Annotated in this window: 22 protein-coding genes; 10 read left to right on the top strand and 12 right to left on the bottom strand. The window is 67.6% G+C overall.

Translation table 11 applies throughout. The annotated features are described in order from the left end of the window. The first annotated feature begins 26 nt into the window (after window positions 1-26). The 3 genes from queF (at window position 27) to CA237_RS12405 (ending at window position 4199) form a co-directional block, all read left to right on the top strand. On the top strand, window positions 27-470 hold the full coding sequence (gene queF / locus CA237_RS12395; protein ID WP_198158534.1) for a preQ(1) synthase: 444 nt from the start codon (window positions 27-29) through the stop codon (window positions 468-470). A 140-nt stretch (window positions 471-610) separates the two neighbouring features. Next, window positions 611-2878: a glycosyltransferase family 4 protein gene (locus tag CA237_RS12400; RefSeq protein WP_066689993.1), complete on the top strand. Its 2268-nt coding sequence runs from the start codon at window positions 611-613 to the stop codon at window positions 2876-2878. Window positions 2879-2918: 40 nt separating this feature from the next. After that, the gene (locus CA237_RS12405) at window positions 2919-4199 is read left to right on the top strand and encodes a glycoside hydrolase family 130 protein (RefSeq protein ID WP_126014244.1); all 1281 of its coding nucleotides are present in this window, start codon (window positions 2919-2921) and stop codon (window positions 4197-4199) included. An 18-nt stretch (window positions 4200-4217) separates the two neighbouring features. Here CA237_RS12405 and CA237_RS12410 read toward each other — a convergent pair whose 3' ends face one another. The 5 genes from CA237_RS12410 to CA237_RS12430 all read right to left on the bottom strand — a co-directional run bounded on the left by CA237_RS12410 (window position 4218) and on the right by CA237_RS12430 (window position 10554). Beyond that, window positions 4218-5147: a helix-turn-helix domain-containing protein gene (locus tag CA237_RS12410; RefSeq protein ID WP_066689917.1), complete on the bottom strand. Its 930-nt coding sequence runs from the start codon at window positions 5145-5147 to the stop codon at window positions 4218-4220. 4 nt (window positions 5148-5151) lie between these two features. Continuing rightward, window positions 5152-6819 carry a helicase HerA-like domain-containing protein gene (locus tag CA237_RS12415; protein WP_126014246.1) on the bottom strand — a complete coding sequence of 556 codons (1668 nt, stop codon included), beginning with the start codon at window positions 6817-6819 and terminating at the stop codon, window positions 5152-5154. Between the two features lie 112 nt (window positions 6820-6931). Beyond that, the gene (locus CA237_RS12420; RefSeq protein WP_066689915.1) at window positions 6932-8458 is read right to left on the bottom strand and encodes a Do family serine endopeptidase; all 1527 of its coding nucleotides are present in this window, start codon (window positions 8456-8458) and stop codon (window positions 6932-6934) included. 93 nt (window positions 8459-8551) lie between these two features. Then, complete coding sequence (locus CA237_RS12425; protein WP_066689914.1) at window positions 8552-9421, bottom strand: protease modulator HflC; 870 nt, start codon at window positions 9419-9421, stop codon at window positions 8552-8554. Beyond that, a complete protein-coding gene (locus tag CA237_RS12430) occupies window positions 9418-10554 on the bottom strand; it encodes a protease modulator HflK (RefSeq protein ID WP_066689913.1) in 1137 nt (378 codons plus the stop codon). Before CA237_RS12430 ends, CA237_RS12425 begins: the two co-directional genes overlap by 4 nt. A 69-nt stretch (window positions 10555-10623) precedes the next feature. Between CA237_RS12430 and CA237_RS12435 the strand changes: the two genes are divergently transcribed. Together CA237_RS12435 and CA237_RS12440 are read left to right on the top strand one after the other, a co-directional pair. Then, window positions 10624-11595: an Mrp/NBP35 family ATP-binding protein gene (locus CA237_RS12435; protein ID WP_126014248.1), complete on the top strand. Its 972-nt coding sequence runs from the start codon at window positions 10624-10626 to the stop codon at window positions 11593-11595. A gap of 1 nt (window position 11596) precedes the next feature. Then, window positions 11597-12019 (top strand): CoA-binding protein, encoded by a 423-nt coding sequence (locus CA237_RS12440; protein ID WP_066689912.1) that lies wholly within the window; start codon window positions 11597-11599, stop codon window positions 12017-12019. Window positions 12020-12168: 149 nt separating this feature from the next. Here the strand turns inward: CA237_RS12440 and CA237_RS12445 are convergent, their stop codons facing one another. Further along, window positions 12169-12921, bottom strand: coding sequence for a dienelactone hydrolase family protein (locus CA237_RS12445; protein WP_066689911.1), 753 nt, complete (start codon window positions 12919-12921; stop codon window positions 12169-12171). Further along, window positions 12918-15326: a DUF3772 domain-containing protein gene (locus CA237_RS12450; RefSeq protein ID WP_066689910.1), complete on the bottom strand. Its 2409-nt coding sequence runs from the start codon at window positions 15324-15326 to the stop codon at window positions 12918-12920. Before CA237_RS12450 ends, CA237_RS12445 begins: the two co-directional genes overlap by 4 nt. Window positions 15327-15404: 78 nt before the next feature. On the opposite strand from CA237_RS12450, the gene CA237_RS12455 reads away from it, so the two are divergent. Continuing rightward, a complete protein-coding gene (locus CA237_RS12455) occupies window positions 15405-17033 on the top strand; it encodes an NAD(P)/FAD-dependent oxidoreductase (protein WP_066689909.1) in 1629 nt (542 codons plus the stop codon). Between the two features lie 262 nt (window positions 17034-17295). On the opposite strand, the gene CA237_RS12460 is transcribed toward CA237_RS12455, so the two are convergent. From CA237_RS12460 to CA237_RS12470, 3 genes are all read right to left on the bottom strand, one after another. Further along, complete coding sequence (locus CA237_RS12460) at window positions 17296-18378, bottom strand: GGDEF domain-containing protein (protein ID WP_066689908.1); 1083 nt, start codon at window positions 18376-18378, stop codon at window positions 17296-17298. Window positions 18379-18502: 124 nt separating this feature from the next. Further along, entirely contained in the window at window positions 18503-19054 is a 552-nt protein-coding gene (locus CA237_RS12465; RefSeq protein ID WP_066689907.1) for a peroxiredoxin, read from the bottom strand. A gap of 67 nt (window positions 19055-19121) precedes the next feature. Next, the gene (locus CA237_RS12470) at window positions 19122-20114 is read right to left on the bottom strand and encodes a phospholipase A (RefSeq protein WP_066689906.1); all 993 of its coding nucleotides are present in this window, start codon (window positions 20112-20114) and stop codon (window positions 19122-19124) included. A gap of 97 nt (window positions 20115-20211) precedes the next feature. Between CA237_RS12470 and hisN the strand changes: the two genes are divergently transcribed. Together hisN and CA237_RS12480 are read left to right on the top strand one after the other, a co-directional pair. Next, window positions 20212-20994, top strand: a complete 783-nt coding sequence (gene hisN, locus CA237_RS12475) for a histidinol-phosphatase (protein ID WP_066689905.1) — start codon at window positions 20212-20214, stop codon at window positions 20992-20994. A 71-nt stretch (window positions 20995-21065) separates the two neighbouring features. Further along, entirely contained in the window at window positions 21066-21581 is a 516-nt protein-coding gene (locus tag CA237_RS12480) for a ferritin-like domain-containing protein (RefSeq protein ID WP_066689904.1), read from the top strand. A 31-nt stretch (window positions 21582-21612) separates the two neighbouring features. Here the strand turns inward: CA237_RS12480 and CA237_RS12485 are convergent, their stop codons facing one another. Beyond that, window positions 21613-21879, bottom strand: coding sequence for a hypothetical protein (locus tag CA237_RS12485; RefSeq protein ID WP_126014250.1), 267 nt, complete (start codon window positions 21877-21879; stop codon window positions 21613-21615). A gap of 54 nt (window positions 21880-21933) precedes the next feature. Beyond that, window positions 21934-22293, bottom strand: coding sequence for a hypothetical protein (locus CA237_RS12490; RefSeq protein ID WP_066689902.1), 360 nt, complete (start codon window positions 22291-22293; stop codon window positions 21934-21936). A 112-nt stretch (window positions 22294-22405) separates the two neighbouring features. Between CA237_RS12490 and glpX the strand changes: the two genes are divergently transcribed. Together glpX and CA237_RS12500 are read left to right on the top strand one after the other, a co-directional pair. Then, window positions 22406-23365 (top strand): class II fructose-bisphosphatase, encoded by a 960-nt coding sequence (gene glpX, locus CA237_RS12495; protein ID WP_066689901.1) that lies wholly within the window; start codon window positions 22406-22408, stop codon window positions 23363-23365. A gap of 180 nt (window positions 23366-23545) precedes the next feature. Further along, the gene (locus tag CA237_RS12500; RefSeq protein ID WP_066689900.1) at window positions 23546-24166 is read left to right on the top strand and encodes an outer membrane lipoprotein carrier protein LolA; all 621 of its coding nucleotides are present in this window, start codon (window positions 23546-23548) and stop codon (window positions 24164-24166) included. Window positions 24167-24263 lie beyond the last annotated feature (97 nt).

Consider the following 24263-nt stretch of genomic DNA (forward strand, 5'->3'; position numbering starts at 1 on the left):
TGCGCCGTCCCTTCTACATGGGGGCCATGGACCCGAAATTCCTTGGCCAGGCCAGCCCGCTTCCGACCACTCCGGAAGCCGCCGAACTCGATTATGTTCCCAACCCGCGCAGCACGCCCTATCTGGTGCGCTTCACCGCGCCGGAATTCACCTCGCTCTGCCCGGTGACCGGCCAGCCGGATTTCGCGCATCTGGTGATCGACTATGTGCCCGGGGAGACGATCGTCGAATCGAAATCGCTGAAGCTCTTCCTTGGCAGCTTCCGCAACCATGCCGCCTTCCACGAGGATTGCACCGTCGGCATCGCCGAACGGCTGGTGGCGGAAATGCAGCCGGTATGGCTGCGCATCGGCGGCTATTGGTATCCGCGCGGGGGCATTCCGATCGACGTGTTCTGGCAGTCGGGGGAACCTCCCAAGGCGGTATGGATTCCGGATCAGGACGTGCCGGGATATCGCGGCCGGGGCTGATCGTCGCAGCCGCGACACGGTTCGCCACGGAATCGTGTCGCAGCGCACAATGGTATGCAACCATTCATCCTGTCGAAATGTTTCTGTTTGCGGACACCGCCGGTTATCGCGCGGATATTGCAACGCACAGAGGAACGCAGATGGACCACGGGGTCGCCCTGGATTCGCTTGATCGCATCGCGCTGATCGGTAATTTCCTGCCGCGCAAATGCGGGCTCGCGACCTTTACCACCGATACGTTCAACGCGTTGCGCGATCGCTATCCCGCGCTGGCGGTCGACGTCTATGCGATGGACGACCGGCTCGGCGCCTATGCCTATCCGCCGGAAGTTACCCACGCGATCGCGCAGAACGACCGCATCGCGTATCTCGACGCGGCACGCCGGATCGAGGCGAGTGGCGCGCAGGCGGTGTGGGTCCAGCACGAATATGGCATTTATGGCGGTCCGGCGGGCGAGCATATCGTCGCGCTGCTCGACCGGGTGAACGTGCCCGTCGTCGTCACGCTGCACACCATCCTCGAACATCCCAATGCCGACGAACGCCGCGTGCTCGAAGCGCTGCTGCGCCGCGCGTCCAAGATCATCGTCATGGCCGACAAGGGTCGCGACATCCTGATGCGGGTGCACGGCACCGACGCGCGCAAGATCGCGATGATCCCGCACGGCGTGCACGACCGTCCGTTCGTCCAGCCCGAATCGATGAAGGCCCGCTTCGGCTGGAGCGGTCGCCCGGTCATCCTGACCTTCGGCCTGCTCGCCCCGAACAAGGGGATCGAGACGATGATCGAGGCGATGCCGACGGTCGCTGCGTCGCATCCCGATGCACTCTATGTCGTGCTGGGCGCTACCCACCCCCATCTGGTCGCCCATGAAGGCGAAGCCTATCGCGACCGGCTGAAGGCGCAGGCGGCGTCGCTGGGCGTGGCCGACAATGTCTGCTTCCTCGACGGCTTCGTCGAACAGGACGAACTGCTCGATTATCTTCAGGCCGCCGACCTGTACGTTACTCCGTACAGCAACCCGGCGCAGATCACCTCGGGCACGCTGTCCTATGCCGTCGGCGTGGGCAAGGTCGTGGTATCGACCCCTTATGTCCACGCGACCGAAATCCTGGCGGACGACCATGGCGTCCTCGTCGATTTCGGCGACTCGGCGGCATTCGCGCGTGAGATCGTCGACCTGCTGGGCAATGACGCCCGTCGCGACGGCCTCGCTGCCCGTGCCTATGCCCGCGGTCGGACGATGCTGTTCCCCTGCCTTGCGGAAGCCGCGATGACGGAGGTTGCACGCGCCGTCGCGGCGCGTCCCCGGCGGGTGCGCACCAGCGCCGACCTGACCGCGCTGAAGCCCGACTTCGCGGCGGTCGAGCGGATGAGCGATGCGACCGGCATGTTGCAGCATTCGATCTATTCGGTGCCCGACCGCCGGCACGGCTATTGCATTGACGATAACGCCCGCGCGCTGATCCTGATGTCGCAGATCGAGGACCTTGACCCTGTCGTCCGCGACAAATGGACAACCATCTATGCGTCGTTCCTGCAATATGCGTGGAACCCGGACCGTCGCCGGTTCCGCAACTTCATGAATTTCGACCGGACCTGGTGCGAGGATGAAGGGTCGGAGGACTCCAACGGCCGCACCTTGTGGGCGCTGGCGATCACCGCGCGCGATGCGCAGGCACGCAAGCATCGCGACTGGGCGATGTCGCTTTACGAACAGACCGCCTCGATCGCGCTCGACCTCGACAGCCCGCGCGCGCGTGCCTTTGCCATGCTCGGCGCGGTAGCGATGCTGGAGGTCAATCCGGGCCATGCGCTCTCCACGGAGATCGCGACCCGCTTCGGCGAGGAACTGGTCACCCTGCTCGACGCGAGCCGTCGTCCCGAATGGGGCTGGTTCGAAATCGTGCTGGCCTATGACAATGCCCGCCTGCCCGAAGCGATGATCCGCGCCGGCAAGGCGCTGGGGCGCGAAGATTTCGTCAAGGTCGGGATCGACACGCTCGACTGGATCGTCGCCCGCCAGACCTCGCCCGAAGGCCGCTTCCGCGCGGTCGGCACCGAGAGCTTCGGCCGGCCCTTCGCCGAACCGCTGCCCTTCGACCAGCAGCCGCTGGAGGCGCAGGCGACGGTCGAAGCCTGCGTCGCCGCATGGGACGCGACCGGCGATGCCAAGTGGCGTGACGAGGCGGTGAAGGCCTATAACTGGTATCTCGGCGCCAACGACCTCGACCTGCCGCTGGCGACCGCCCATGATGGCGGCTGTTTCGACGGGCTGATGCCCACCGGATTGAACCGCAATCAGGGGGCGGAGTCGATTCTCGCGCTGCAATTGGCATCCTGTGCGATTTCCGCCCTTTCAAAGGGCCGCGCTTCCGTGGCAGACCCGCGCCGCGCCGTGGCCTGAATCCGGCCGCGGCTTCGGCCGGGAATAGTTGGACGCGCGAATGCTGGAACTCTACAACCACCCCCTCCGGCTGTACGCCGATCCCTCGCGCGTGGTGGTGCGCCCGTTTCACATCGCTTGGCAGCGCAATGGTTCGGCCCCCAGCCGGACCGAGCGGCTGGTCGGCGAAGTGCTGGCGATGACGCCTGCCGAAACGCGCGCGCAACTCGAAACCGTGCTCAAGGATTTCGAGGCACGTCACTGGCAGACGCGCCGGGTGTTCATGACTCGCTATGACGAGATCGAAGCGGTGCTCGGCCTCGACGGCAGCACGATCAGCGATGAGAAGCGCCAGCTGATCGGTGCCTATTTCTGCCATGAATATAGCTATGCCGCCGCCGCGCTGATGAATCCTAGCGCGGTGCCGCATTTCGACCAGTCGGGCATGCCGGAAGGGTCGCTCCGCATACTGATGTCGCTGCGCGCGGTTGGCGAAGGCCATATCTCGTCAGTGGCGTTCCGCGAAGGCATCATCACCGACGAGAACGAACTGGTGCTGGCGCCCGAGCCGCCCTTCGCCACCGCCGCCGATGCGGTCGGCGACGAGGACGAAGCACCCGAGGGCGAAGTGACCGTCTATCGCCACCGCGACTCGACGCTGTCCGGCACGGTGATCTTCCCGATCACCCAGGCGCAGTCGAAGGGGCTGGAGGACATGCGCCTCGTCCACTTCACCCATGACGACGGCACCGCCGAGTGGCTCGGCACCTATACCGCTTATAACGGGTCGATGATCCAGTCGGAGCTGCTGCGCACCCGCGACTTCCGCGCGTTCGACCTGGTGCCGATGACCGGCAGCGCGGCGCGCAACAAGGGCATGGGCCTGTTCCCGCGCAAGGTGAACGGCCAATATATGATGATCGGGCGGCAGGACGGGGAAAACCTGTTCCTGATCAAGTCCGACACGCTGACCCATTGGGACGAGGGGGAGCTGCTGTTGAAGCCCGTCTACCCGTGGGAGCTGGTGCAGATCGGCAATTGCGGCCCGCCGATCGAGATCGATCAGGGCTGGCTGCTGCTGACCCACGGCGTCGGCGCGATGCGCAAATATGCGATCGGCGCGGTGCTGCTCGACAAGGACGATCCGTCCAAGGTCATCGGTCGCACCCGCGAACCGATCCTCGCGGCGGCGAACGAGGACCGCGAGGGCTATGTGCCCAACGTCGTCTATTCGTGCGGCGCACTGCGCCATGGCGACCGGATATTCATTCCCTATGGCGTGGCCGATAGCTCGGTGGCGTTCGCATTCGTGACGATCGAGGCGCTGCTCGCCGCGATGTGAGGCGCCATCGGGCGGTGGCTACAACCGGTGCAGCGCCTGCGTCGCGCTGCCCAGCACCGCCGCCCGTGCGCGCAGGCTCGCGACCAGAAACTCGGTCTGCGCGTGCAGGAAACGGCGCGGCGTGGTGCCGAGCACCGCATGGGCATCGCGCAGGAAATGCGACGCGCTGACATAGCCCGGATCGATCCGCGAATAGTCGAGGTCGCCTTTCGCCTCGATCAGCGGCACCAGCGACCGGAGGAAGCGCGCGCGGATCAGCAGCGTCTTCGGCACGAAGCCGAAATGCCGCTTGCACAACCGCCGCAGCCGTTCGGGCGACAGGCCCCATTCCGCCGCCGTGTCCGCCACCGCATTGGGACGATCATCGGTCACCATGCGGGCGATGCTGCGAATCTGGTCTTCGTCGGCGACCCGTGGCCCGAGTTCGGCGAGCAGGAAGCGGTCGAGCGCCGGCTTCACGCCATGTTCGTCGCGCACCGCCGACAGCAACGTCACCAGCCGGTCGGCAAAGCCCGGTCGCGCGGCGGCCGATAGCGGCTCGATCCGGTCGGCATAACGATCCGCCGGCCCGTCGAAGAAACGCGACCAGCCGAGCGCACTGATGCCGAAACCGATCATCGCCCCGCCATTCGTGACGGTGTGGATCGCATGGCTGGTCGGCCCGAACAGGCTGGCCTGCGGCAACGGGTCGCTGCGGAACCGGCCGATCGATACCGCGATCGGACCGGCGTTCAGCGTGACGCGGACATTCGCCGTACCGGGCAGGAACCAGTTTTCGAGGCCCATCGCACCCGGCCCGCTAGCGGCGTACAGGTGATAGCCGGTAACATAATCCGCCAGCCGGGGATCGGGCGCGTCATAGCGGATCGCCATGCCGGGTCGCATGTCGAACAGCGATGGGGGGATGCCGGGCGTCTCCGTCCCGCCGGTGATATCCTGTACATCCATGACGTTACCCGCGGAACAACCCGCCCAGAACGCCGCGCAGCAGCCCCCCGACCAGGCCGCCGCTCTTGGCGCGACCGCCGCGCGTCGTACCGAACACCTGCTTGCCGATCTCGTTGACGACGATGCGCCCGACCGCCGACCCGGCCGATCGGGTCGCCGATTGCGTGGCGCGGGTCCATGGGTTGTTCGCCGCCTCGCGCTCGGCAGCACGTACGGCGCGTTCCTCTTCTCGCGCGGCGCGGTCGGCGTTGCGTTGGTCTGCGATGCGCTGGCGCTCCGCTTCCTTGGCGAGGCGGGCGTCCTCCTTCGCCTTGAGCGCAGCTTCCTTGTCGGCGGCGGCCTGCGCCTTGGTCGCGGCGGCGGCGGCGGCAGCCTCGTCGGCCTTGGCGTCCAGCAGCTCGGCGGCGGATTCACGATCGATCGCGGTGTCGTAGCGGTCGCCGACCGCGTCGGTCTGCATCAGTATGCCGCGTTCGACCGCCGTGACCGGCCCGACGCGCGAGCGGGGCGGCCGGATCAACGTGCGTTCGACCGGGCTGGGTGAACCATCGGCCTGCAAGACCGACACCAGCGCCTCGCCGGTCTTCAGTTCGGTGATGGCCTGTGCCACGTCCAGCCTGGGATTGGGGCGGAAGGTTTCGGCGGCGGCGCGGATCGCGCGCGCTTCCTTGGGCGTGAAGGCGCGCAGCGCATGCTGCACGCGGTTGCCCAACTGTCCGGCGATCGCGTCGGGAATGTCGATCGGGTTCTGCGTCACGAAATAGATGCCGACGCCCTTCGACCGGATCAGGCGGACGACCTGTTCCACCTTGTCGACCAGCGCATCGGGCGCATCGTCGAACAGCAGATGTGCCTCGTCGAAGAAGAACACCAGCTTCGGCTTGTCGGGGTCGCCCACCTCGGGCAGCGTTTCGAACAATTCGGACAACAGCCACAACAGGAAGGTGGCGTAGAGCCGGGGCGAGGCCATCAGCTTGTCGGCGGCGAGCACCGACACGATGCCGCGCCCATCGTCGGCGACACGCATGAAGTCCGCCAGGTCGAGCGCGGGTTCGCCGAAGAAGCGGTCGCCGCCCTGCCCCCGCAGCTGCAGCAGCGCCCGCTGGATCGCGCCGACCGATTGCTTGCTGACATTGCCGTAGCGGGTGGTCAGTTCATCGGCCCGTTCGGCGACATGGGCCAGCATCGCTTGCAAATCGTCGAGGTCGAGCAGCAGCAGCCCTTCCGCGTCGGCGACATGGAAGGCGATGGTCAGCACCCCGTCCTGCACGTCGCTCAGGTTGAGCATGCGCCCGAGCAGCACCGGCCCCATTTCCGACACGGTGGCGCGGATCGGATGGCCCGCCTCGCCGAACAGGTCCCAGAACACGACCGGGGTGTCGCGATACTGCCAGTCGCTGTCACCGATCGCGGCGGCGCGTTCGGCAAAGGCGGCATGCGGCATGGCGGTCGAGCTGCCCGCCATGGCGATGCCCGACAGGTCGCCCTTCACGTCCGCCACGAACACCGGCACCCCGGCGGCGGAGAAATTTTCGGCCAGCCCCTGCAACGTCACCGTCTTGCCGGTACCGGTCGCGCCGGCGATCAGGCCGTGGCGATTGGCGCGTTTCAGGACCAGCGACTGGCGGATGCCGTCGGCGGTAGCGCCGATAAAGAGTTCGGTGTCGGTCATGGCCTGCCCTTCATACTGCGCCGATATGTACCGCGTTTCGGGCAAGGGTCCATCATGGCTGGCGGACAAAGAAAAGGGGCGGTGGATCGCTCCACCGCCCCCATCGCCACCGTTACTTGGCGGCGTCGATGCCGACCGGCACGAACTGCGCGAAGAGCGATCCGGGCAGCTGGGCATAGATCAGCACCTGCTTGGCACCGGATGCGCGCGCCTGCTGAATCGCACGGGCCAGTTCAGCTTCGGACGTCACCGGCTGACGATTGACGCTCTGGATCACCACGCCACGGCGCAGACCCTTGGTCGCGGCATCGCTGTTCGGATCGACATCCGCGACGACGACACCGCGGATGGTCGAATCGAGCCGCAACTGCCGGGCGATCGCCGGGGTCAGCGGCTGTACGACCAGCCCGGCGGTCGCCGCCAGATTGGTGCTGGCGCGCGGCGTCGTCGGCGCGGTGTCGGGATCGAACTGTTCGGTCTGCGCCGCCAGCTGATCGTTCGAGGGGCGAGTGCCGAGCGTTACCGCAATCTGCTGACGACGGCCGTCCCGCAGCACGTCGAGGTTGACGCGGCTGCCCGGCGCCTCGTTGCCGACCAGATAGGTCAGCGACTGCTGCGGCGTGATTTCCTTGCCGTTGACTGCGAGGATGACGTCGCCCGGACGAATGCCGGCACGCGCCGCCGGTTCGCCCGGCGAGACGCCGTTCACCAGCGCACCGCGATCCTTGGTGATGTTCAGCGCGGTGGCGATGTCGGCGCTGATTTCCTGCTGCGTCAGACCCAGATAGCCGCGCGCAACGGACTGTCCCTTCATCAGCTTGTCGACGATCGGTTTGGCCTGTTCGGCCGGGATCGCGAAGCCGATGCCGATATTGCCGCCGGTCGGCGACAGGATCTGCGAATTGATGCCGATGACATTGCCCTGCATGTCGAACATCGGCCCGCCCGAATTGCCGCGGTTGATCGCGGCGTCGGTCTGGATGAAGCGATCATACGGCCCCTGTCCGACGCGGTTCAGTGCCGACACGATGCCGGCGGTGACCGTGCCCGACTGGCCCAGCGGATTGCCGATGGTCAAAATCCAGTCGCCGACCCGCGTCTGGCGCGAATCACCGAAGCGCACATAGGGGAAGGTCGCGCCGTCGATCTTCAGCACCGCGAGGTCCGACAGCTCGTCGCGGCCGACCAGTCGCGCCTTATATTCCTTCTGATCGGCCAGCGTCACGGTGATCGATTCGACCGTGGCACCCTGTGCGCCCGCCGACACCACATGGTTGTTGGTGACGATATAGCCGTCGCTGGAGATCAGGAACCCCGAGCCGAGCGACTGCGCCTCCTGCGTCCGGGGCGTCGCCCCCCCGCCACGTCCGCCGAAGAACTGCTCGAACGGCGTGCCCGAGAAGGGGTTCGCCTGCTGCGGCACGGTGATGCGCTGCGTGGTCGAGATATTGACGACCGCCGGCGACAGGCGCGTCACCATGTCGGCAAAGCTCATCGGCGCGCCGGCGCGCGGGGCGGAGACTGCGTTGATCGCCCCCGGCTCGTTCTGCGCGGTCTGGGCGTCCGACGGGTTGAGGGTCAAGGTGGCGGCAGCGCCGCCCAGCAAGAGTGCGGAAGTAATGGCGTAGGCGTAACGCACGGTTGGATGGTCCTCTCGAATATGGCTCGCAACCCCTTCGGGAACGAACCTGCCACTACGTTGCTGAACGCGGTTTGAATGTCCGGGAGCGCCCTAGCGTTCCCGGCCACCGAATTCGCGGAGATAGCCGTTCTCCGGCGACAGGATGATCGACGTCGTTCCGCTCTGCCCCGGCGCGCCGGCAAAGGTCGCGCGATAGGACTGCATCGCCCGCCAGAAGGCGTAGAAATCGGCGTCCTTGCCGAAGCTGGCGGCATAGATGCGTGCCGCTTCCGCCTCGGCATTGGCGCGCACGACCTGCGCGTCGCGCTGCCCCTGTGCCTGGATCGTCGCCGCTTCCTGTTCGCGGGCCGACCGCATCCGCGCCAGCGCCGATTGCAGCGGGCTGCCATCGGGCAGGTCGGCATGCTTGATCCGCACGTCGACGATTTCGGCACCATATTGCCGAGCGGTCCGCTGCAGCGCGTTCTGGATATTGTCCATCACCGCGCCGCGTTCCGGGCTGAGCAGCGCCGCGAACGGACGACGGCCCAGTTCGGCGCGCAGCGCCGACGACAGCAGCGGTTCGAGCTGGTTGGCGACGCGTTCCTCGGTATTGGCGGTCGAACCGGTCGAGATCACCGCCTGCAACGGATCGACGATGCGGAACCGGGCAAAGGCGTCGACCTCGAGCCGCAGCTGGTCGGTCGACAGCACCGGCTGGTTGTTCAGCTCGATGTCCAGCACCCGCTTGTCGATCCACACCACGCGGTCGAAGAACGGAATCTTGGCGACCAGCCCGGCCCCGGTGCGGCCGAACGGCTGTTCGGCGCGATAGGGATTGAGGATGCCGACCGGCTGCTGGAAGCGCAGGATCACCGCCTGGCGCGTTTCCGGCACGATCACGATCGTGCTGAACAGCAGGATGACCAGCACCAGCAGCGCGATGCCCGCCGTCATCGGATTGCGGAGCGCGCGGTTCATCGTGCCGCTCCCGTCGCTTGCGTGGACTGGGCCTGCGGCGCCGGGGCCGGCGCCTCCGGCTCGGGGGTCGCCTGTTGCTGGCGACGGACCTCGGGCAGCGGCAGATAAGCCTGAACGCCGGGCTGGACGATCGTCTTGTCGGCGCGGTTCAACACCTGCTCCATGGTCTCGTAATAGAGCCGCCGGCGCGTCACGTCGGGGGCCATGCGATATTGTTCGTAGATCTTGTCGAATTCGGTCGCATCACCTTGCGCCCGCGCGATCACCTGCTGCGCATAGGCGCGCGAGCGGTTGAGGTTCGACTGCGCCTCCTGCTGCGCCGCCGTCACCGCCTTGAACGCGTCGTCGACCTCGGCCGGGGCCTGCGCCTTCTGGATGCTGACGCCCAGCACGCGCACGCCCGACTGATATTCGTCGAGCAGCGTCTGCATCCGGGTCTGGACGTCCGCCTCGATCTCGCCACGGCCCGAACCGATCGCCTGCGTCAGGTTCTTGCTCGCGACCGCCGCGCGCATCGCGCTTTCGGCCACCGCGCGAACGGTTTCCTGCGGGTTCTTGATCTCGAAGACATAGTCCTCGGGGCTCTTGATGTTCCAGCGCACCGAATAGGCGAGGTCGACGATATTCTGGTCGCCGGTCAGCATCAGATTCGCCTGATTACCGCCCGCCGGGAAACTTTCGGTGCGGGTGTTCTGCACGTCCTCCACCTGCACCCGCATGATCGGTGCTGGCAGCGTGAACTGGATGCCGGGATTGAGCGTGCCGGTATATTTGCCGAACATCGTCACGACGCCGCGTTCCTGCGGGCCGATCGAATGGAAGCTGGTGAAGGCGATCCATACCAGGATCAGCGCGGCAACCGCCGCCAGCCACAGCCGGCCGGCATTCGCCGGAAAGGACGGGCCGCCGCCCGGACCGCCGCTGCGCGCGCGCTTCAGGAAATCGTCGAGCGAGGTCGATCCGCCGATCTTGCCGCGCTTGCCCGCCGGCGGCATCGACCAGGGATTGCGCGGGCCGTCATCGCCGCCACCGCCGCCCGATCCATTACCGGAATCGCCTCCGCCGCCCCATGGGCCCTTGTCGCTCATCCCCAGCACTTGCGCGCGTGCGCGCCGCCCCATGATCCATCGCATCCATCCTTTATAGGGGGCCGCCTTGCGTTTTACAGTGGTAACGCGCCGTTCGAACGCTACATCGCCGCCATGGCTTCCGCATCGAACCCCGCCGCCGCGCTCGACGCGCTGCTTGGCCCCATCGCGGCCGGACGCGCCACGGTCCGCGTGACCGGCGATTCGGCGAGCATCATCCTCGACGTCACCGGCCTGCCCCCGGCGGCGCGCGACGCGCTGGAGGCCGATGTGAAGGCGGCGGCCTCGACCGCGCCCGGCATCGCCAGCGTGCGCGTGGCGCAGACCAGCGAACGGGTGCAGCAGCGGATCATTGCCGTCGCCAGTGGCAAGGGCGGGGTCGGCAAATCGACGCTGTCGGCCAACCTCGCCATCGCGCTGGCGCGCAGCGGCCGGAAGGTCGGAATGGTCGATGCCGACATCTACGGCCCGTCGCAGCCGCGCCTGCTGGGCGTCGAAGGAATCAAGGCCGAGGCGCATGACAAGAAGCTGGTCCCGGTCGCGACCGGGGTCGGCGTGCCGCTCTTGTCGATGGGGCAGCTGGTCCCGGGGGGCCAGGCGATCGCGTGGCGCGGACCGATGGCGGCGGGCGCGCTGACCCAGTTGGTCGACGCCCATTGGGAGATGGTCGACGCGCTGGTCGTCGACATGCCGCCGGGCACCGGCGACGTGCAGCTGACCATGATCCAGAAGCACAAGCCGGCCGGCGCGGTGATCGTGTCGACGCCGCAGGACCTGGCGCTGATCGACGCGACGCGCGCGATCGACCTGTTCACCAAGGCCGGGGTGCCGATCATCGGGCTGGTGGAGAATATGGCCGGCTATTGCTGTCCGCATTGCGGGGGGCTGTCCGATCCGTTCGGGACCGGCGGGGCGGAGGCGAAGGCCGAGACGCTTAGCATCCCGTTCCTCGGGCGCATTCCGCTGACGATCGACATCCGCACCGCGTCGGACGCCGGAACGCCGCCGGCCGCCGGGAACGGGGCGGAAGCAGAGCCGTTCCTGTCGATAGCCGCCAAGGTCGGCGACTGGCTGCAGAGGAACTGACATGCTCGACGACGATGGCATCCGCACCCTGCTCACCGAGGCGCGGACCATCGCGCTGGTCGGTGCGTCGGACCGGCCCGACCGGGCATCCTATGGCGTGATGGCCTATCTCCAGCAGCGCGGCTACCGCGTGATCCCGGTCAATCCGCAGATCACCGGCGAGCATCTGCACGGCGAGTTCGTGTTCCGCGACCTCGACCAGATCGGCGAGTCGATCGACATCGTCGACATCTTCCGCAATTCGGCCGCCGCGGGTGAGGCAGTCGACGCGGCGATCGCGGCGGGCGCGAAGGCGGTGTGGATGCAACTGGGGGTGGTCAATGCGGAAGCCGCTGCGCGGGCGGAAGCTGCGGGGTTGCAGGTGGTGATGGATCGTTGCCCGAAGATCGAGATTCCGCGGTTGGGGATCGGGAAGGTCGGGTAGCTGCACCCACCCGTTCGGTTCGAGCAGCTTCGAGCTTGTCGAGAAGCGTCCGTCGAGAACCCGGCCGCTTTGGGCACGCCCTTCTCGACTTCGGTTCTCGACAGGCTCGAACCTGCGCTCGAAGCAAACGGGAGTGGTTTGGTTGTACCTCAAACCCGCCCGCCCAGCACCCGCGCGAACAATGCCAGCATCCACCCCGTCGTGCTCACGAACAGCGCCGGATCATAGCGCGGCCCCTCGTCGCGCAGGAAGGCATGCTGTGCATTCACCTCATGCCATTCGTACCGCGTCCCCGCCGCCTCCAGCGCGTCGCGGATCGCCTGCCTTCCGGCATAGGGCACATGCGGGTCCTGCCGCCCCCACACGAACAGCATCTCCGCGCCGATCTCACCGATCCGCGAAAGGCTGTCGTCTGAGCGCCCTTCGCCCAGCGTCCCCGAATGGATATCGGTCGGGTAGAAACAGGCCGCCGCCAGCACCCTCGAATCGAGCGCGGCGCGATAGGCCAGGTGCCCGCCAAGGCACACGCCCGCGACGCCGATCCGTCCCGAGCAGGCGGGATGCTGCGTCAACCAGTCGATCACCAGCGTCGCATCGGCGTCGAACCCTGCGACCGGCTTGGTGAATTTCAGGTCGTTGCCGCGATCGGTGCCCGGCTGGTCATAGGCCAGCACCGTGCCGGGCGCTTCATATTCGTGATACACTTCCGGCACCGCGACGACATAGCCGTGCCCCGCGATGAACGCCGCCAGCCGGCGGATCGGTGCGGTCACCTGATAGATTTCGGAATAGAGCACTACGCCGGGAAACCGCCCCTCGCCCACCGGACGAAAGACATGGGTACGCATCACGCCGCCTGTCGCGCAGGGCAGGTCGGCAAATTCGTCGCTGAGCAGGATCATGCGCGTGCCGTGCCGCCGGCGGGATCGACTGGCAAGGGGGGAACCGGGTCGCCGGGCATCGTCACCAGTTCCAGGCGCTGCGGCACCGTGCCCATCTCGATCCCCTCCGCCCGGAAACGGGTGAGCAGTTCGAGCAGGATGTTGCTGCGCGCGCGGTAGGCGGCGCGCGGCGATTCGACATGCGCGAAACAGTTGAACGCGATGCGATCGTTGACGATCGCGTCGATGAACGCACTGGGCGCGGGGTCGTCCAGCACCGCCTCTTCGCGTGCAAACGCATCCAGCACCAGCTGCTGCACCGCCGCCGCATCGGCGTTGATCGGAACCGAGAACTGGATCTGGATGCGCCCCAAGGGGCTGGCCAGCGTCTTGTTCAGCACCGATTTGGTGATGAGTTCGGAATTGGGCACGATCAGCGTCGAATGATCGGCGAGCGTGATCTCGGTCGATCGCACGCTGATCCGCTTCACATCGCCCTCGTCGGTGCCGACCCGGATCAGGTCGCCGATCTTGATCGGGCGTTCTGCGAGCAGGATCAGCCCGGAGACGAAATTCTGGGTAATCGCCTGCAACCCGAACCCGATGCCGACCGACAGCGCGGAGAGCAGCAGCGCGATCCGCTCCACCCCGATGCCCAGCGACGCCAGCGCCCAGATCACGGCCAGCGCGATACCGACATAGCGCGCGACGAGGCTGACCGAATTGCGCCCGCTGCCATCCAGGTCGGTGGCGGGCAGGTAGCGCCCCTCCAGCCAGCGCATGAAGCCGCGCACCAGCGCCAGCCCGATCGCCAGCACGACGATGCTGCGCAGGATCGCACCGGGCGAGATGGTGACACCGCCGATCTGCACCCCGCGCGCAAGGTCGCCCAGCCGGGTCAGCGCGTCGGACACGCCGCTGCCGCCGAACGGCAACAGCCACAGGGCGACGGCGACGACCGCGATCAACACCCGCAGCACGCCCGAGAGCAGCACCCCGAACTGGTCGACCGTCCCGCCGCGCAGGCCGAGGCCCCGGGTCAGCGCGGCGCCCAGCCGGCTGCCCCGTTCGAACACCGATGTCGCGACATCGTCGGTCGCGGCGAGCACCAGATAGACCGCCGCGCCCAGCACCAGCGTCCATGCCGCCATCTGCCCCACGAACAGGCTGAACCCGACATAGCCCGCCGCCAGCGCCAGCAACGCCACCCCGGCGATGCTCCACGCGAACAGCTGCATCGCCGCCAGCCCGGTATGCGCCGGGGCGTCGGCGGCGCCCTCCTCCGCCGCGTTCGCCTCGGCCCGCATCCGGCCCAGCGTGAACAGGCTGCCGGCGATCAGCAGGATATGCGCCAGCGCCAGCAGCGAATGGGTCGCTATGCGGATCGCCGGACTGGTGCCGATCGCGGTGTCCGCGGCATCGAGCGCGATCACACAGCCGGCCAACCCCGCCAGCACGAAGGAATAGGGCCGGAACCGCGTCGCCACCGCATCGCTGACCGGCGCGATCCGCCAGCTGGGGCTGCGCCGCATCAACGTCGCGCCCAGCACCGCGCTGGAAAAGGCCGCAAAGCCGATCGCCACCAGCCATTGATCGAGCATCGGGTCCCAGCGCGACGCGACCAGCCCCGCCCAGCGCGCACCGGTCAGCAGCGCGGCGGCGGCCAGCAGCGGCGCGAGCGTGCCGACGAGGATACGGCCGAGCGCATTGGCCGACCGCCGCACCCGCCGCCCCGGTGCACCCTCGATCAGCAGGCGCTGCCCGACCCGTGCCGCCGCCAGCCGCGCAGGGCCCAGCAACAGGATCGCGATGGCGAAACCCAGCAGCGCCGGCCAAGCCTGTGCCCAGGGCGCGGCGCGGATCGTCGCGACCTCGGCCGCGACGAAGCGTTCGATCCGGTGCAGGTCGCGCGGCATCGACCGCAGGATCGCGCTCCAGAATGCCGGCGTCAGCGGCGATGCACCGCGCCCGAACAGCTTCTGGTTCAGCTCCGCCGCCTGCCCTTCCTGAATCTCGTCGATCAGCTGCTGCGCCTCCACCGACAGCAGTTTCGCGCGCTTCGTCGCCGAATCGATCGTCGTGCGTTGTCGGGTGAGTGCCGCACGCTCGTCGCGGATCGCAGGGTCCTCGCCCGACGATGCCGGACCCAGCTGCGCCAGCCGCGCCTCGATCCGTGCCATGTCGCCGGTCAGCTGTTGCGCGGTGTCGAGCGTGCTCGCCCGCACCGCCTGTGCCCGGGCGCGCAATTCGTCGCGGTCGCTGCGTTCCAACCGGGTATCGAGCGCGCCGTCGACCCGGCCCAGTTCGTCGGCCGCACGGTCGAGCATGCTGCCATAGTCGGGGGCGGCCACGGTCTGGGCCAGCGCGGGCACACTCGCCGCCGCCAGCAGCAGCGACAGGAGGCAGCGGAGCAACGTTCCGATCATGCCCCCTCGCTATCGCGATCGACGGCCGCGGACAATCGCGGCCATGGCGATGTGCGGCGGCCCACGCTAAATGGCCCGATGCTGCGCATCACCGAATTGAAACTACCGCTCAACCATCCCGAAGAGGCACTGGCCGCCGCGATCCGGGAGCGGTTGCGCATTACGCCGCGCGACCTCGTTCGCTACACCATTGCGCGCCGGGCGCATGATGCGCGCGACAAGGATGATATCCAGCTCGTCTATTCGGTCGACGTGACGGTCAGGAACGAAGGCCAGGTGCTCAACCGCACCAAGCGCGACCGCAATGTCGCCACGACGCCCGATACCGGCTATCGTTTCGTGACCAAGATGCCCGCCGATTATGCCGGGCCGCGCCCGATCGTCGTCGGCGCGGGGCCGTGCGGATTGTTCGCCGGGCTGATCCTGGCGCAGATGGGGTTCCGCCCGATCATCCTCGAACGCGGCAAGGTTGTGCGCCAGCGGACGCAGGATACCTGGGGCCTGTGGCGGCGGAGCGAGCTGAACCCCGAATCGAACGTGCAGTTCGGCGAGGGCGGCGCCGGCACCTTTTCCGACGGCAAATTGTGGAGCCAGATCAAGGACCCGCGCCATCTGGGCCGCAAGGTGCTGACCGAATTCGTGAAGGCCGGCGCGCCGGAGGAAATCCTGACCGAGGCGCATCCGCATATCGGCACCTTCCGCCTCGTCACCATGGTCGAATCGATGCGCGCGACCGTCGAGGAACTGGGCGGGGAATATCGCTTCTCGCACCGGGTCGACGATATCGAACTGGAGGAACGCCCGGACGGCACCCGACGGCTGACGGGGCTGAAGCTGTCGACCGGCGAGACGCTGGCGGCGGACGGTCCGGTGGTGCTGGCGCTGGGGCACAGCGCGCGCGACACGTTCCACATGCTGCACGATCGCGGGGTCTTCCTCGAACCCAAGCCGTTTTCGATCGGCGTACGTATCGAGCATCCGCAAAGCTGGATCGACCAGGCCCGCTTCGGGGCGTGCGCCGGCCATCCCGACCTGGGCGCGGCGGCCTATACGCTGTCGCACCATTGCGCCAACCAGCGCACCGTCTACAGCTTCTGCATGTGTCCGGGCGGCACGGTGGTGGCGGCGACGTCCGAACCGGGCCGGGTCGCGACCAACGGCATGAGCCAATATTCGCGCAACGAACGCAACGCCAATTCCGGCATCGTCGTCGGCATCGATCCGGCGCGCGACTATCCGGGGCACCCGCTGGCGGGAATCGCGTTCCAGCGGCAGCTGGAGGAACGCGCCTATGCCGCGGGCGGCGGCGATTATCGTGCGCCGGCGCAGCTGATCGGTGATTTTTTGGCCGGGCGGCCATCGACCGCGCTGCGCAGCGTGCTGCCCTCCTACCGGCCGGGGGTGACACTGACCGACCTGTCCGAATGCCTGCCCGAATTCGCGATCACCGCGATGCGCGAGGCACTGGTCGCGTTCGGGCGGACGATTCCGGGCTACGACCATCCCGATGCGGTTATGACCGGGGTCGAAACCCGCACCTCGTCCCCGGTGCGGATCACGCGGGGGGAGGATTTCCAGAGCATCAACACCGCCAACCTGTTTCCGGCGGGCGAAGGCGCCGGCTATGCCGGCGGCATCCTGTCGGCGGCGGTGGACGGGATCAAGGTCGCCGAAGCGGTCGCCCGCGCCATGATCGCCAAAGGCTGAGGTCAGGCGATCGGCACGACCGGCGCAGCGACCGACAGCAACAGCGTGGAGACGAGCAGCGCACCGAACAGGGCGGCGACGTGCTGGCGAAGGGTTTCGGTACGGATCATGGTGGCTACTCCCTGGTGCCGTGCGAGCCATCTCGCCGGCTATGCACATTGCATTGCAGGGGGCGTGCCAATTAATATGTTATTGATTTGTAACAATAGTTTTTACAAAGTGCACGGTGTTGGCAATTCTTGCCGGCGCATTACCCCATTTATCAGCCATTTTCGCCTACCGATTGGTTGCGGCCATGGCGCTTCGCCTCGTACAAGAGGGCATCGACCCGCTCGATCGCCGACAACAGCCTTTCGCCCGGCGTCATCGTGACCAATCCGGCCGACAGGGTGATGCCGTTGACCAGCGTATCGCTCTCGCGCAGGCGATAGCGGCGCTTGCCGACCGCGATCCGCGCCTTTTCCAGGAGCGCCCGGGCCGCGCCGGTGCCGATGCCGGTGATCAGCACGGCAAATTCCTCCCCGCCATAGCGCGCGACCAGATGGCCGGGGCATTCGCGCGCCAGCGTCGTCCCGATGGCGCGCAACACGCGGTCGCCGACCGGATGGCCGTGCTGGTCGTTGATCGCCTTGAAATGATCGACATCGCACATCGCGATATGGACCGGCCCATGCTGGGCAGCCTCGACCGCTTCCTCGAAGGCGCGGCGATTGGGCAGGTCGGTCAGCGGGTCGCGGCGCGCATCGTCATGCGCGGCGGCCAGTTGTTCGCGCAGGTCGCTCGCCTCGCGCGTCGCCTGTTCCAGCCGCGCCTCGGCAATCTCGACCCGCGCGCGCATCGCGGCGGTGATCCGTGCCAGTTCGGCAACGGCGGCATCGGTGCTGGCGATGGGGGTCGAGCGTTGCAACGCATCGGCGCTGGCGGCCAGGTCGCGGCCGAAATCCTGCGTTTCGCTGCGGATTTCCGACACCATCGTCGCAAAGCCCGCGACCTGGCGCAGCGTTTCGGTGACCAAAGCTTCGGCGGCGGCGATGTCCGGTTCGGGGGTCGCGGGAGCGGTCGGCGTCACGGGCGGAGCATTGGGTCGCCCGGCGGCGACATCCGCCGCCCCGTCGATCGCATTGCCCAACTGTTCGACCTCGCCGCCGGTCAGGCGGATGCCGCCATCGGTCCGCCGCGCAACCTCCAGCGCCAGCGCGCCCGCCGGTTCGCTGACGACGCGGTAGGCGAAGCTGTAGTTGAGCGGCGTGGGATCGAGCCGCTGGTCCTCCAGAAAAGCGAGGACGGCATGGATCAGACCGTGTCCGGCCGATGCCCCACCGTCGCCGATTTTTTCCAGATACACGCCCGGCCCCTCTGCCCCCACCCCGCACCCGATGTGCCGGATTGTACGGAATGGGCGTAGCGCGCCTTTGCTAAAATCGGGTTTCGCGGAAATTTACCCTAAATCCACGATTGCGGCGGGCGGCTCAGCCGCGCCTGCCCAACGCGCGCACCGCCTCCAAAGTCGAGCGGACATGATCGGCCGGGTTCATGTCGGAATGGACGAAGGCGATCTTGCCATCGCGGTCAATGACATAGCTGGTGCGCGTGGTCATGGTGCGCGGCTTGCCATCGGCACCCGCCGGGCGGTTGAGGGCCACGTCGAATCCCTGGATCACGCGCGGCCCCGCGCTCGCGACAGCGAACCGGCCGGCGCAATGGGCCTTCGAAAATTCCTGCAGCTTGCCGATATCGTCGGCCGACATGCCGATGACGGTCGCGCCGGCCGCCTTGAAATCGTCGACCGCGTCGGCGAACGCCTTTGCCTCCGCATTGCAGCCGCCGGTGAACGCCGCCGGGAAGAAATAGAGCACCACCGGACCTTTACGCAGCTGCGAGCGCAGGTTGAGCGTGAACGCCTTGCCGGCGATCGCGGCCTTGGTCGTGAAGTCGGGCGCGCGAGCACCGGGCGCCAGCGCGGCGGACAGCGGGGCAGCGAACGGCAGGGTCAGGGCAGCGGCGAACAGGGCGAGACGCATCGAGTAGGTTCCTTGCGCGAAGTTGCCTCATTCTAGCAGCTTGGCCGCGGCGCGCCAGCGGCTGGCCTCAGCGGGTGAAGGCGACTCCCAGCCGCGCGCTGGACGAGCGCAGGGCGTAATCGTCGATCGCCTCGCCATAACCGGCAAAGGCCTGTCCGAAAACGTACAGACCGGTGCGCCCGACGGGAAAGGACAGGAACAGCTCGCCCGCGCGGCGGCTGCCCAGCGGATTGCGCAGCGTGGCGGCGATGCGCAGCCCGTCGACCTGTCCGATCGCGCCACCCAGCGACCAGTTGCCCCAATAACGGTCGAGATCGCGATAGCCGGTGCCGACATAGGTCCATGCCCTGGGCGTCGCCTCGACCCGCCAGTCGTCGCCCAGCGGCAGGACATAGCTGGCCGAAGCGAAGATCCGGTTCACGTCGATCGACCCGGCATCGCGCCCGTTCGAATCATGCGCATAGCCCGCCGCGGCGACGATCCGGTCGTCGATCTGCCGCTGATAATAGACTTCGGGGCTGTAGTTGGTCGATCGGAACGGCCCCGACGACCGGTCGATGGCCCAGAACATCGTCTGCGTCCACGCCAGCCGCACCCCGTCCAGCGCGCCGGCACCGTCGAACGGGCGGAAGGCGAGGCTCAGTTGCAGCTTGGCGCCGTCCGACCCCAGCCCGAACGCACCATAGATCGGTTGGTGCGGTTCGAACCGGGCGAGCAGGCCCGACGCCTGACCGCTCGCGGTCGCGACCACCGTTTCGCCCTTTGGCGAGGCCGGTGCCGAAGTCGCCGCGACCGCCACCGGGGCAATGCGGTAGCGGATCGCGCGGAAGCCGCCCGGCGCGACCCGGGCGGGGGCGGTGTCGACCGGCACGATCCTGAGCGGCACCTGATCGGCGGTGACGACCTCCATCGGCGCCGGCGTGGCGTCTGCCTCGCTCGCCCCTTCGTTCAGGACGAACACCGTCACGCCGCCTTCCGCCGCCGCGACCGAGGCGGGCGGTTCGGCGACGATGCGCAGTTGCGGCTGGGCGGCGGCGGCGAGCAGGGTGAGAGCGATCATGCACGTGATGTGACAGGCATTTGCGACAACCGCGAGCATCGTTTGCGCTTTGTCGGCGTCACCGCCTATCTGGGGGTTCCCAACGCAAAGGCCCGCCATGCCCGTCACCGCCGCCGACCTGACCCTTGCCGCCCAGCTGGCCGACGCCGCCGGCGCCGCGATCCGCCCGCGATTCCGCAGCAATTACGGGCTGGAGATCAAGGACGATGCCTCGCCGGTGACGCTGGCCGATCGCGAAGCGGAGGCGGCGATGCGTGCGATCATCGAGCGCGAACGCCCCTCGGACGGCATCCAGGGCGAGGAATATGGCGTGTCGGAGGGGACCAGCGGGCGCGTATGGGTGCTCGACCCGATCGACGGCACGCGATCGTTCATCGCCGGGCGGCCAATCTTCGGCACGCTGATCGCGCTGGTCGAGGACGGCTGGCCGGTACTGGGCGTGATCGATCAGCCGATCATCGGCGAACGCTGGGTCGGCGCGGTCGGGCGCGGCACGACCTTCAACGGGCAACCGGCCCGAACCCGTCGCTGTCGCGATCTTGCGGATGCGCTGCTGGCGACCACCAGCCCGGCGCTGTTCGACGACGGGCAGCTCCACGGGTTCGAACATGTCGAGGCCAAGGTCCGATCGACCGTGCTCGGCGGCGATTGCTATTCCTATGGCACGCTGGCGTCCGGCCATATCGACCTGGTGGTGGAGGCGGGGCTGAAGCTGCACGACTTCGCCGCGCTGGTGCCGGTCGTCGAGGGCGCGGGCGGCACGATGAGCGACTGGTCGGGCGATCCGCTCCATGCCGGCAGCATCGGTGAGGTCATTGCACTGGGCGACGCCGCGCGGCTGGAGGATGTCGTCGACCTGCTCGGCTGTCGCGGCCACTGACGATTTTCTTCGCAACCGGGCGCGCGCCGCATCGTTGGGACGGCACGCCCCCCTTTGCGAAGGATCACGTCATGGGATTGTTTTCCAAGGATATTGCGACGCTCGACGATCTGTTCGTCCATCAGCTGCAGGATGTCTATTATGCCGAGAACCAGATTCTGAAGGCATTGCCCAAGATGGCGGCCAAGGCGACCGACCCCGAATTGAAGGCCGGGTTCGAACGCCATCTGGCCGAAACCGAAGGGCAGATCCGCCGGCTGGAGCAGATATTCCAGCTGCACGGCGCGACCAAGAAGGCGGTCAGCTGCCCCGCCATCGACGGCATCATCAAGGAAGCGAACGAGGTTGCCGGTGAAATCGGCGACAAGAAGGTGCTGGACGCCGCGCTGATCGCCTCGGCACAGGCGGTCGAGCATTATGAGATCACCCGCTACGGCACGCTGATCGCCTGGGCTCGGCAGCTGGGCCGCGAGGATATCGCCGCGCTGCTCGCCGAAACGCTGGCCGAGGAACGTGCCACCGACGAGAAGCTGACGACCATGGCCGAGCACAAGGTCAATGCGCAGGCCGAACTGGCCGAGGCATGAGGTGGGCGGGGCGGTCGCGAGGCCGCCCCGGTTACTGCGGGCGACTGGTCAGGATCGGACGCCCGTTGCTGGGGCACACCGGCATCCCCATCAGTCCGCAACGCGGCGTTCCCTGCCGCAGGCCGTCGGCCTTGTGGTCGAATTCGGGCGTGTCGTCGTCGAGGCGATAGCGGTCGTTCTTGCGATCCGGACAGCCCAGTGCCCGGGGCGTCACGATGCAGTTGACCGGATCGGCGACGCCGAGCTTGGTCGGTGTTGGCGCCGCCTGCGCCATCATAAGCAGCACGGATAGCAACATCGACGCCCCCATCAAAGATCGTTCGTTCCGAACGTCTTGGCGAAACTTTGGTTGCTACCGCGCCAGCGGTCGCGCACGGCCGATGCTGCCGCCCCTGCGGGTCGAGGCGGTCACCCCGACAAAGCCACACCCTTGCAGGAACGCCGCGGTTCCGCAGGCCGGTTGCGGCACGGCGAGCAGGCGCTCCCGCTCGCCCAGCGCGTCGACCGCCTTGGGATCGCCTTCTGCCGGAGGGGTGACCAGCGGAACGCGGAACCGGTCGGCGGTCCGCGCGGCGCACACCACGATCTCGTCCGGATCGGCGTCGATGCGACAGGGCTGGACGACCTGGGTCATGCTGCGCGCCCGCGCCATCATCGCGGCGGCGGCTCCGCCATCCTGCGCCATCGCCAGAAGCATCGCCCACGCCGTCATGCCCGTGCCTTTCGTCGCCGATACACAAGGTTATCCACAACATCCCTTGCCCGACAAGGGCAGGTCGCCTATCGCCGCGTTTAATCCGTTTAACGGCCGGGAGCTTCGTCCAATGCAGCCTGTCAGCAACACCCTCGATCGCGTGCTCGTCCTCGAAATGGTGCGCGTCACCGAAGCGGCGGCGATCGCCGCGTCGACGCTGGTCGGGCGGGGCGACGAAAAGGCGGCCGACGCCGCCGCGGTCGAAGCGATGCGCGCCGCGCTGAACGAACTTTACATGGACGGCACCGTCGTCATCGGCGAGGGCGAGCGCGACGAGGCACCGATGCTGTTCATCGGCGAGAAGGTGGGCCTGGGCAAAGGCCCGGAGATCGACATCGCACTCGATCCGCTGGAGGGCACCACGATCTGCGCCACCGCCGGCCCGAACAGCCTGGCCGTGCTGGCGATCGCCGAAAAGGGCGGCCTGCTCAACGCCCCCGACGTCTATATGGACAAGATCGCCTGCGGTCCGGGCTATCCCGCCGGGATCATCGACCTCGACAAGTCGCCGACCGAAAATGTGAAGGCGGTGGCGAAGGCCAAGGGCGTCGATCCGCACGACATCATCGTCTGCGTCCTCAACCGTCCGCGCCACGAAGCGATGATCGCCGAACTGCGCGCGGTCGGCTGCGGCGTGATGCTGATCGGCGACGGCGACGTGGCCGGCGTGATCGCGACCAGCGACCCCGACACCACCATTGACCTCTATATGGGCCAGGGCGGCGCGCCGGAGGGCGTGCTGGCCGCCGCCGCGCTGCGCTGCACCGGCGGGCAGTTCAAGGGGCGGCTGGTGTTCCGCAACGACGACGAACGCGCCCGCGCGGCGAAGTGGGGCGTGACCGACCTCGACAAGCAGTACGACCTGACCGAACTGGCGCGCGGCGACTGCATTTTTGCCGCGACCGGCGTGACCGACGGGTCGCTGCTCGCCGGCGTCAAGCGGATGCCGGGCAAGATGACGACCGAGAGCGTCGTGATGCGCGCCAGCTCGGGCACGGTGCGCTGGGTGAAGGGCGAACACCGGCTGTAAGGGGCGGCTGCAAAGCAACCACCGTACCCCCGCGCAGGCGGGGGTCCAGGGTTCCACGCGCCGCGCTGCGTTGTTGGCTCTGGACCCCCGCCTGCGCGGGGGTACGCGATTCAGTATGGCCACGACCGCGCAACCCATGGGTTCACGCCGCGTTCAATGCGCCGATCCTACCCCTGCCCCATGATCTGGAGACGCCCCATTCGCCCGCTCGCGCTCGCGTTCGCCCTTGCCGCCCCCGTTGCCCTGCATGCGCAGGCACCGCAGAACGACCTTGCCTCGGTCCAGCGGCATCTGGCGGCGACGCAGACGATGACCGCGGATTTTTCGCAGACCGACCGCAACGGCCGGGTGCTGACCGGCAAGCTGACGCTGAAGAAGCCGGGCAAGATCCGCTTCCAATATGAGAAGGGCGTGCCGATCCTGCTCGTGTCGGATGGCAAGTCGCTCTACTTCCTCGATTATCAGGTCGGGCAGAAGCAGCGCTGGCCGATCGGCAACTCGCCGCTCGGCATCCTGCTGAACCCCGAACGCGATGCGTCGAAATTCGCGAAGGTCGTGCCGTCGAACGATCCGCGAATCGTCAGCGTCGAGGCCTATGATCCGAAACGCCCCGAATATGGCCGGATCACGATGATCTTCGCGCGACAGCCATCCGCGCCCGCCGGGCTGATGCTGCAGGGCTGGGTCGCGCTCGACGCGCAGGCGAATCGGACCACGGTGCGGCTGACGAATCAGCAGTTCAACTTGCCGGTCGCGGACAATGCCTTCCGCTTCAACGAACCGCGCCGCGTGCGCCGCTAACGCCTGATCCACTGACGTGGAGGCGGTACCGGCCCGCTCCCCCGCCCCGCCACCCGCGCAGTATCCTGACGGGTGACGGAGTGGGGGAGTGGGGGAG

The organism is Sphingomonas sp. ABOLH (genome assembly GCF_003951715.1).
In the GTDB taxonomy this organism is placed as follows: domain Bacteria; phylum Pseudomonadota; class Alphaproteobacteria; order Sphingomonadales; family Sphingomonadaceae; genus Sphingomonas; species Sphingomonas hankookensis_A.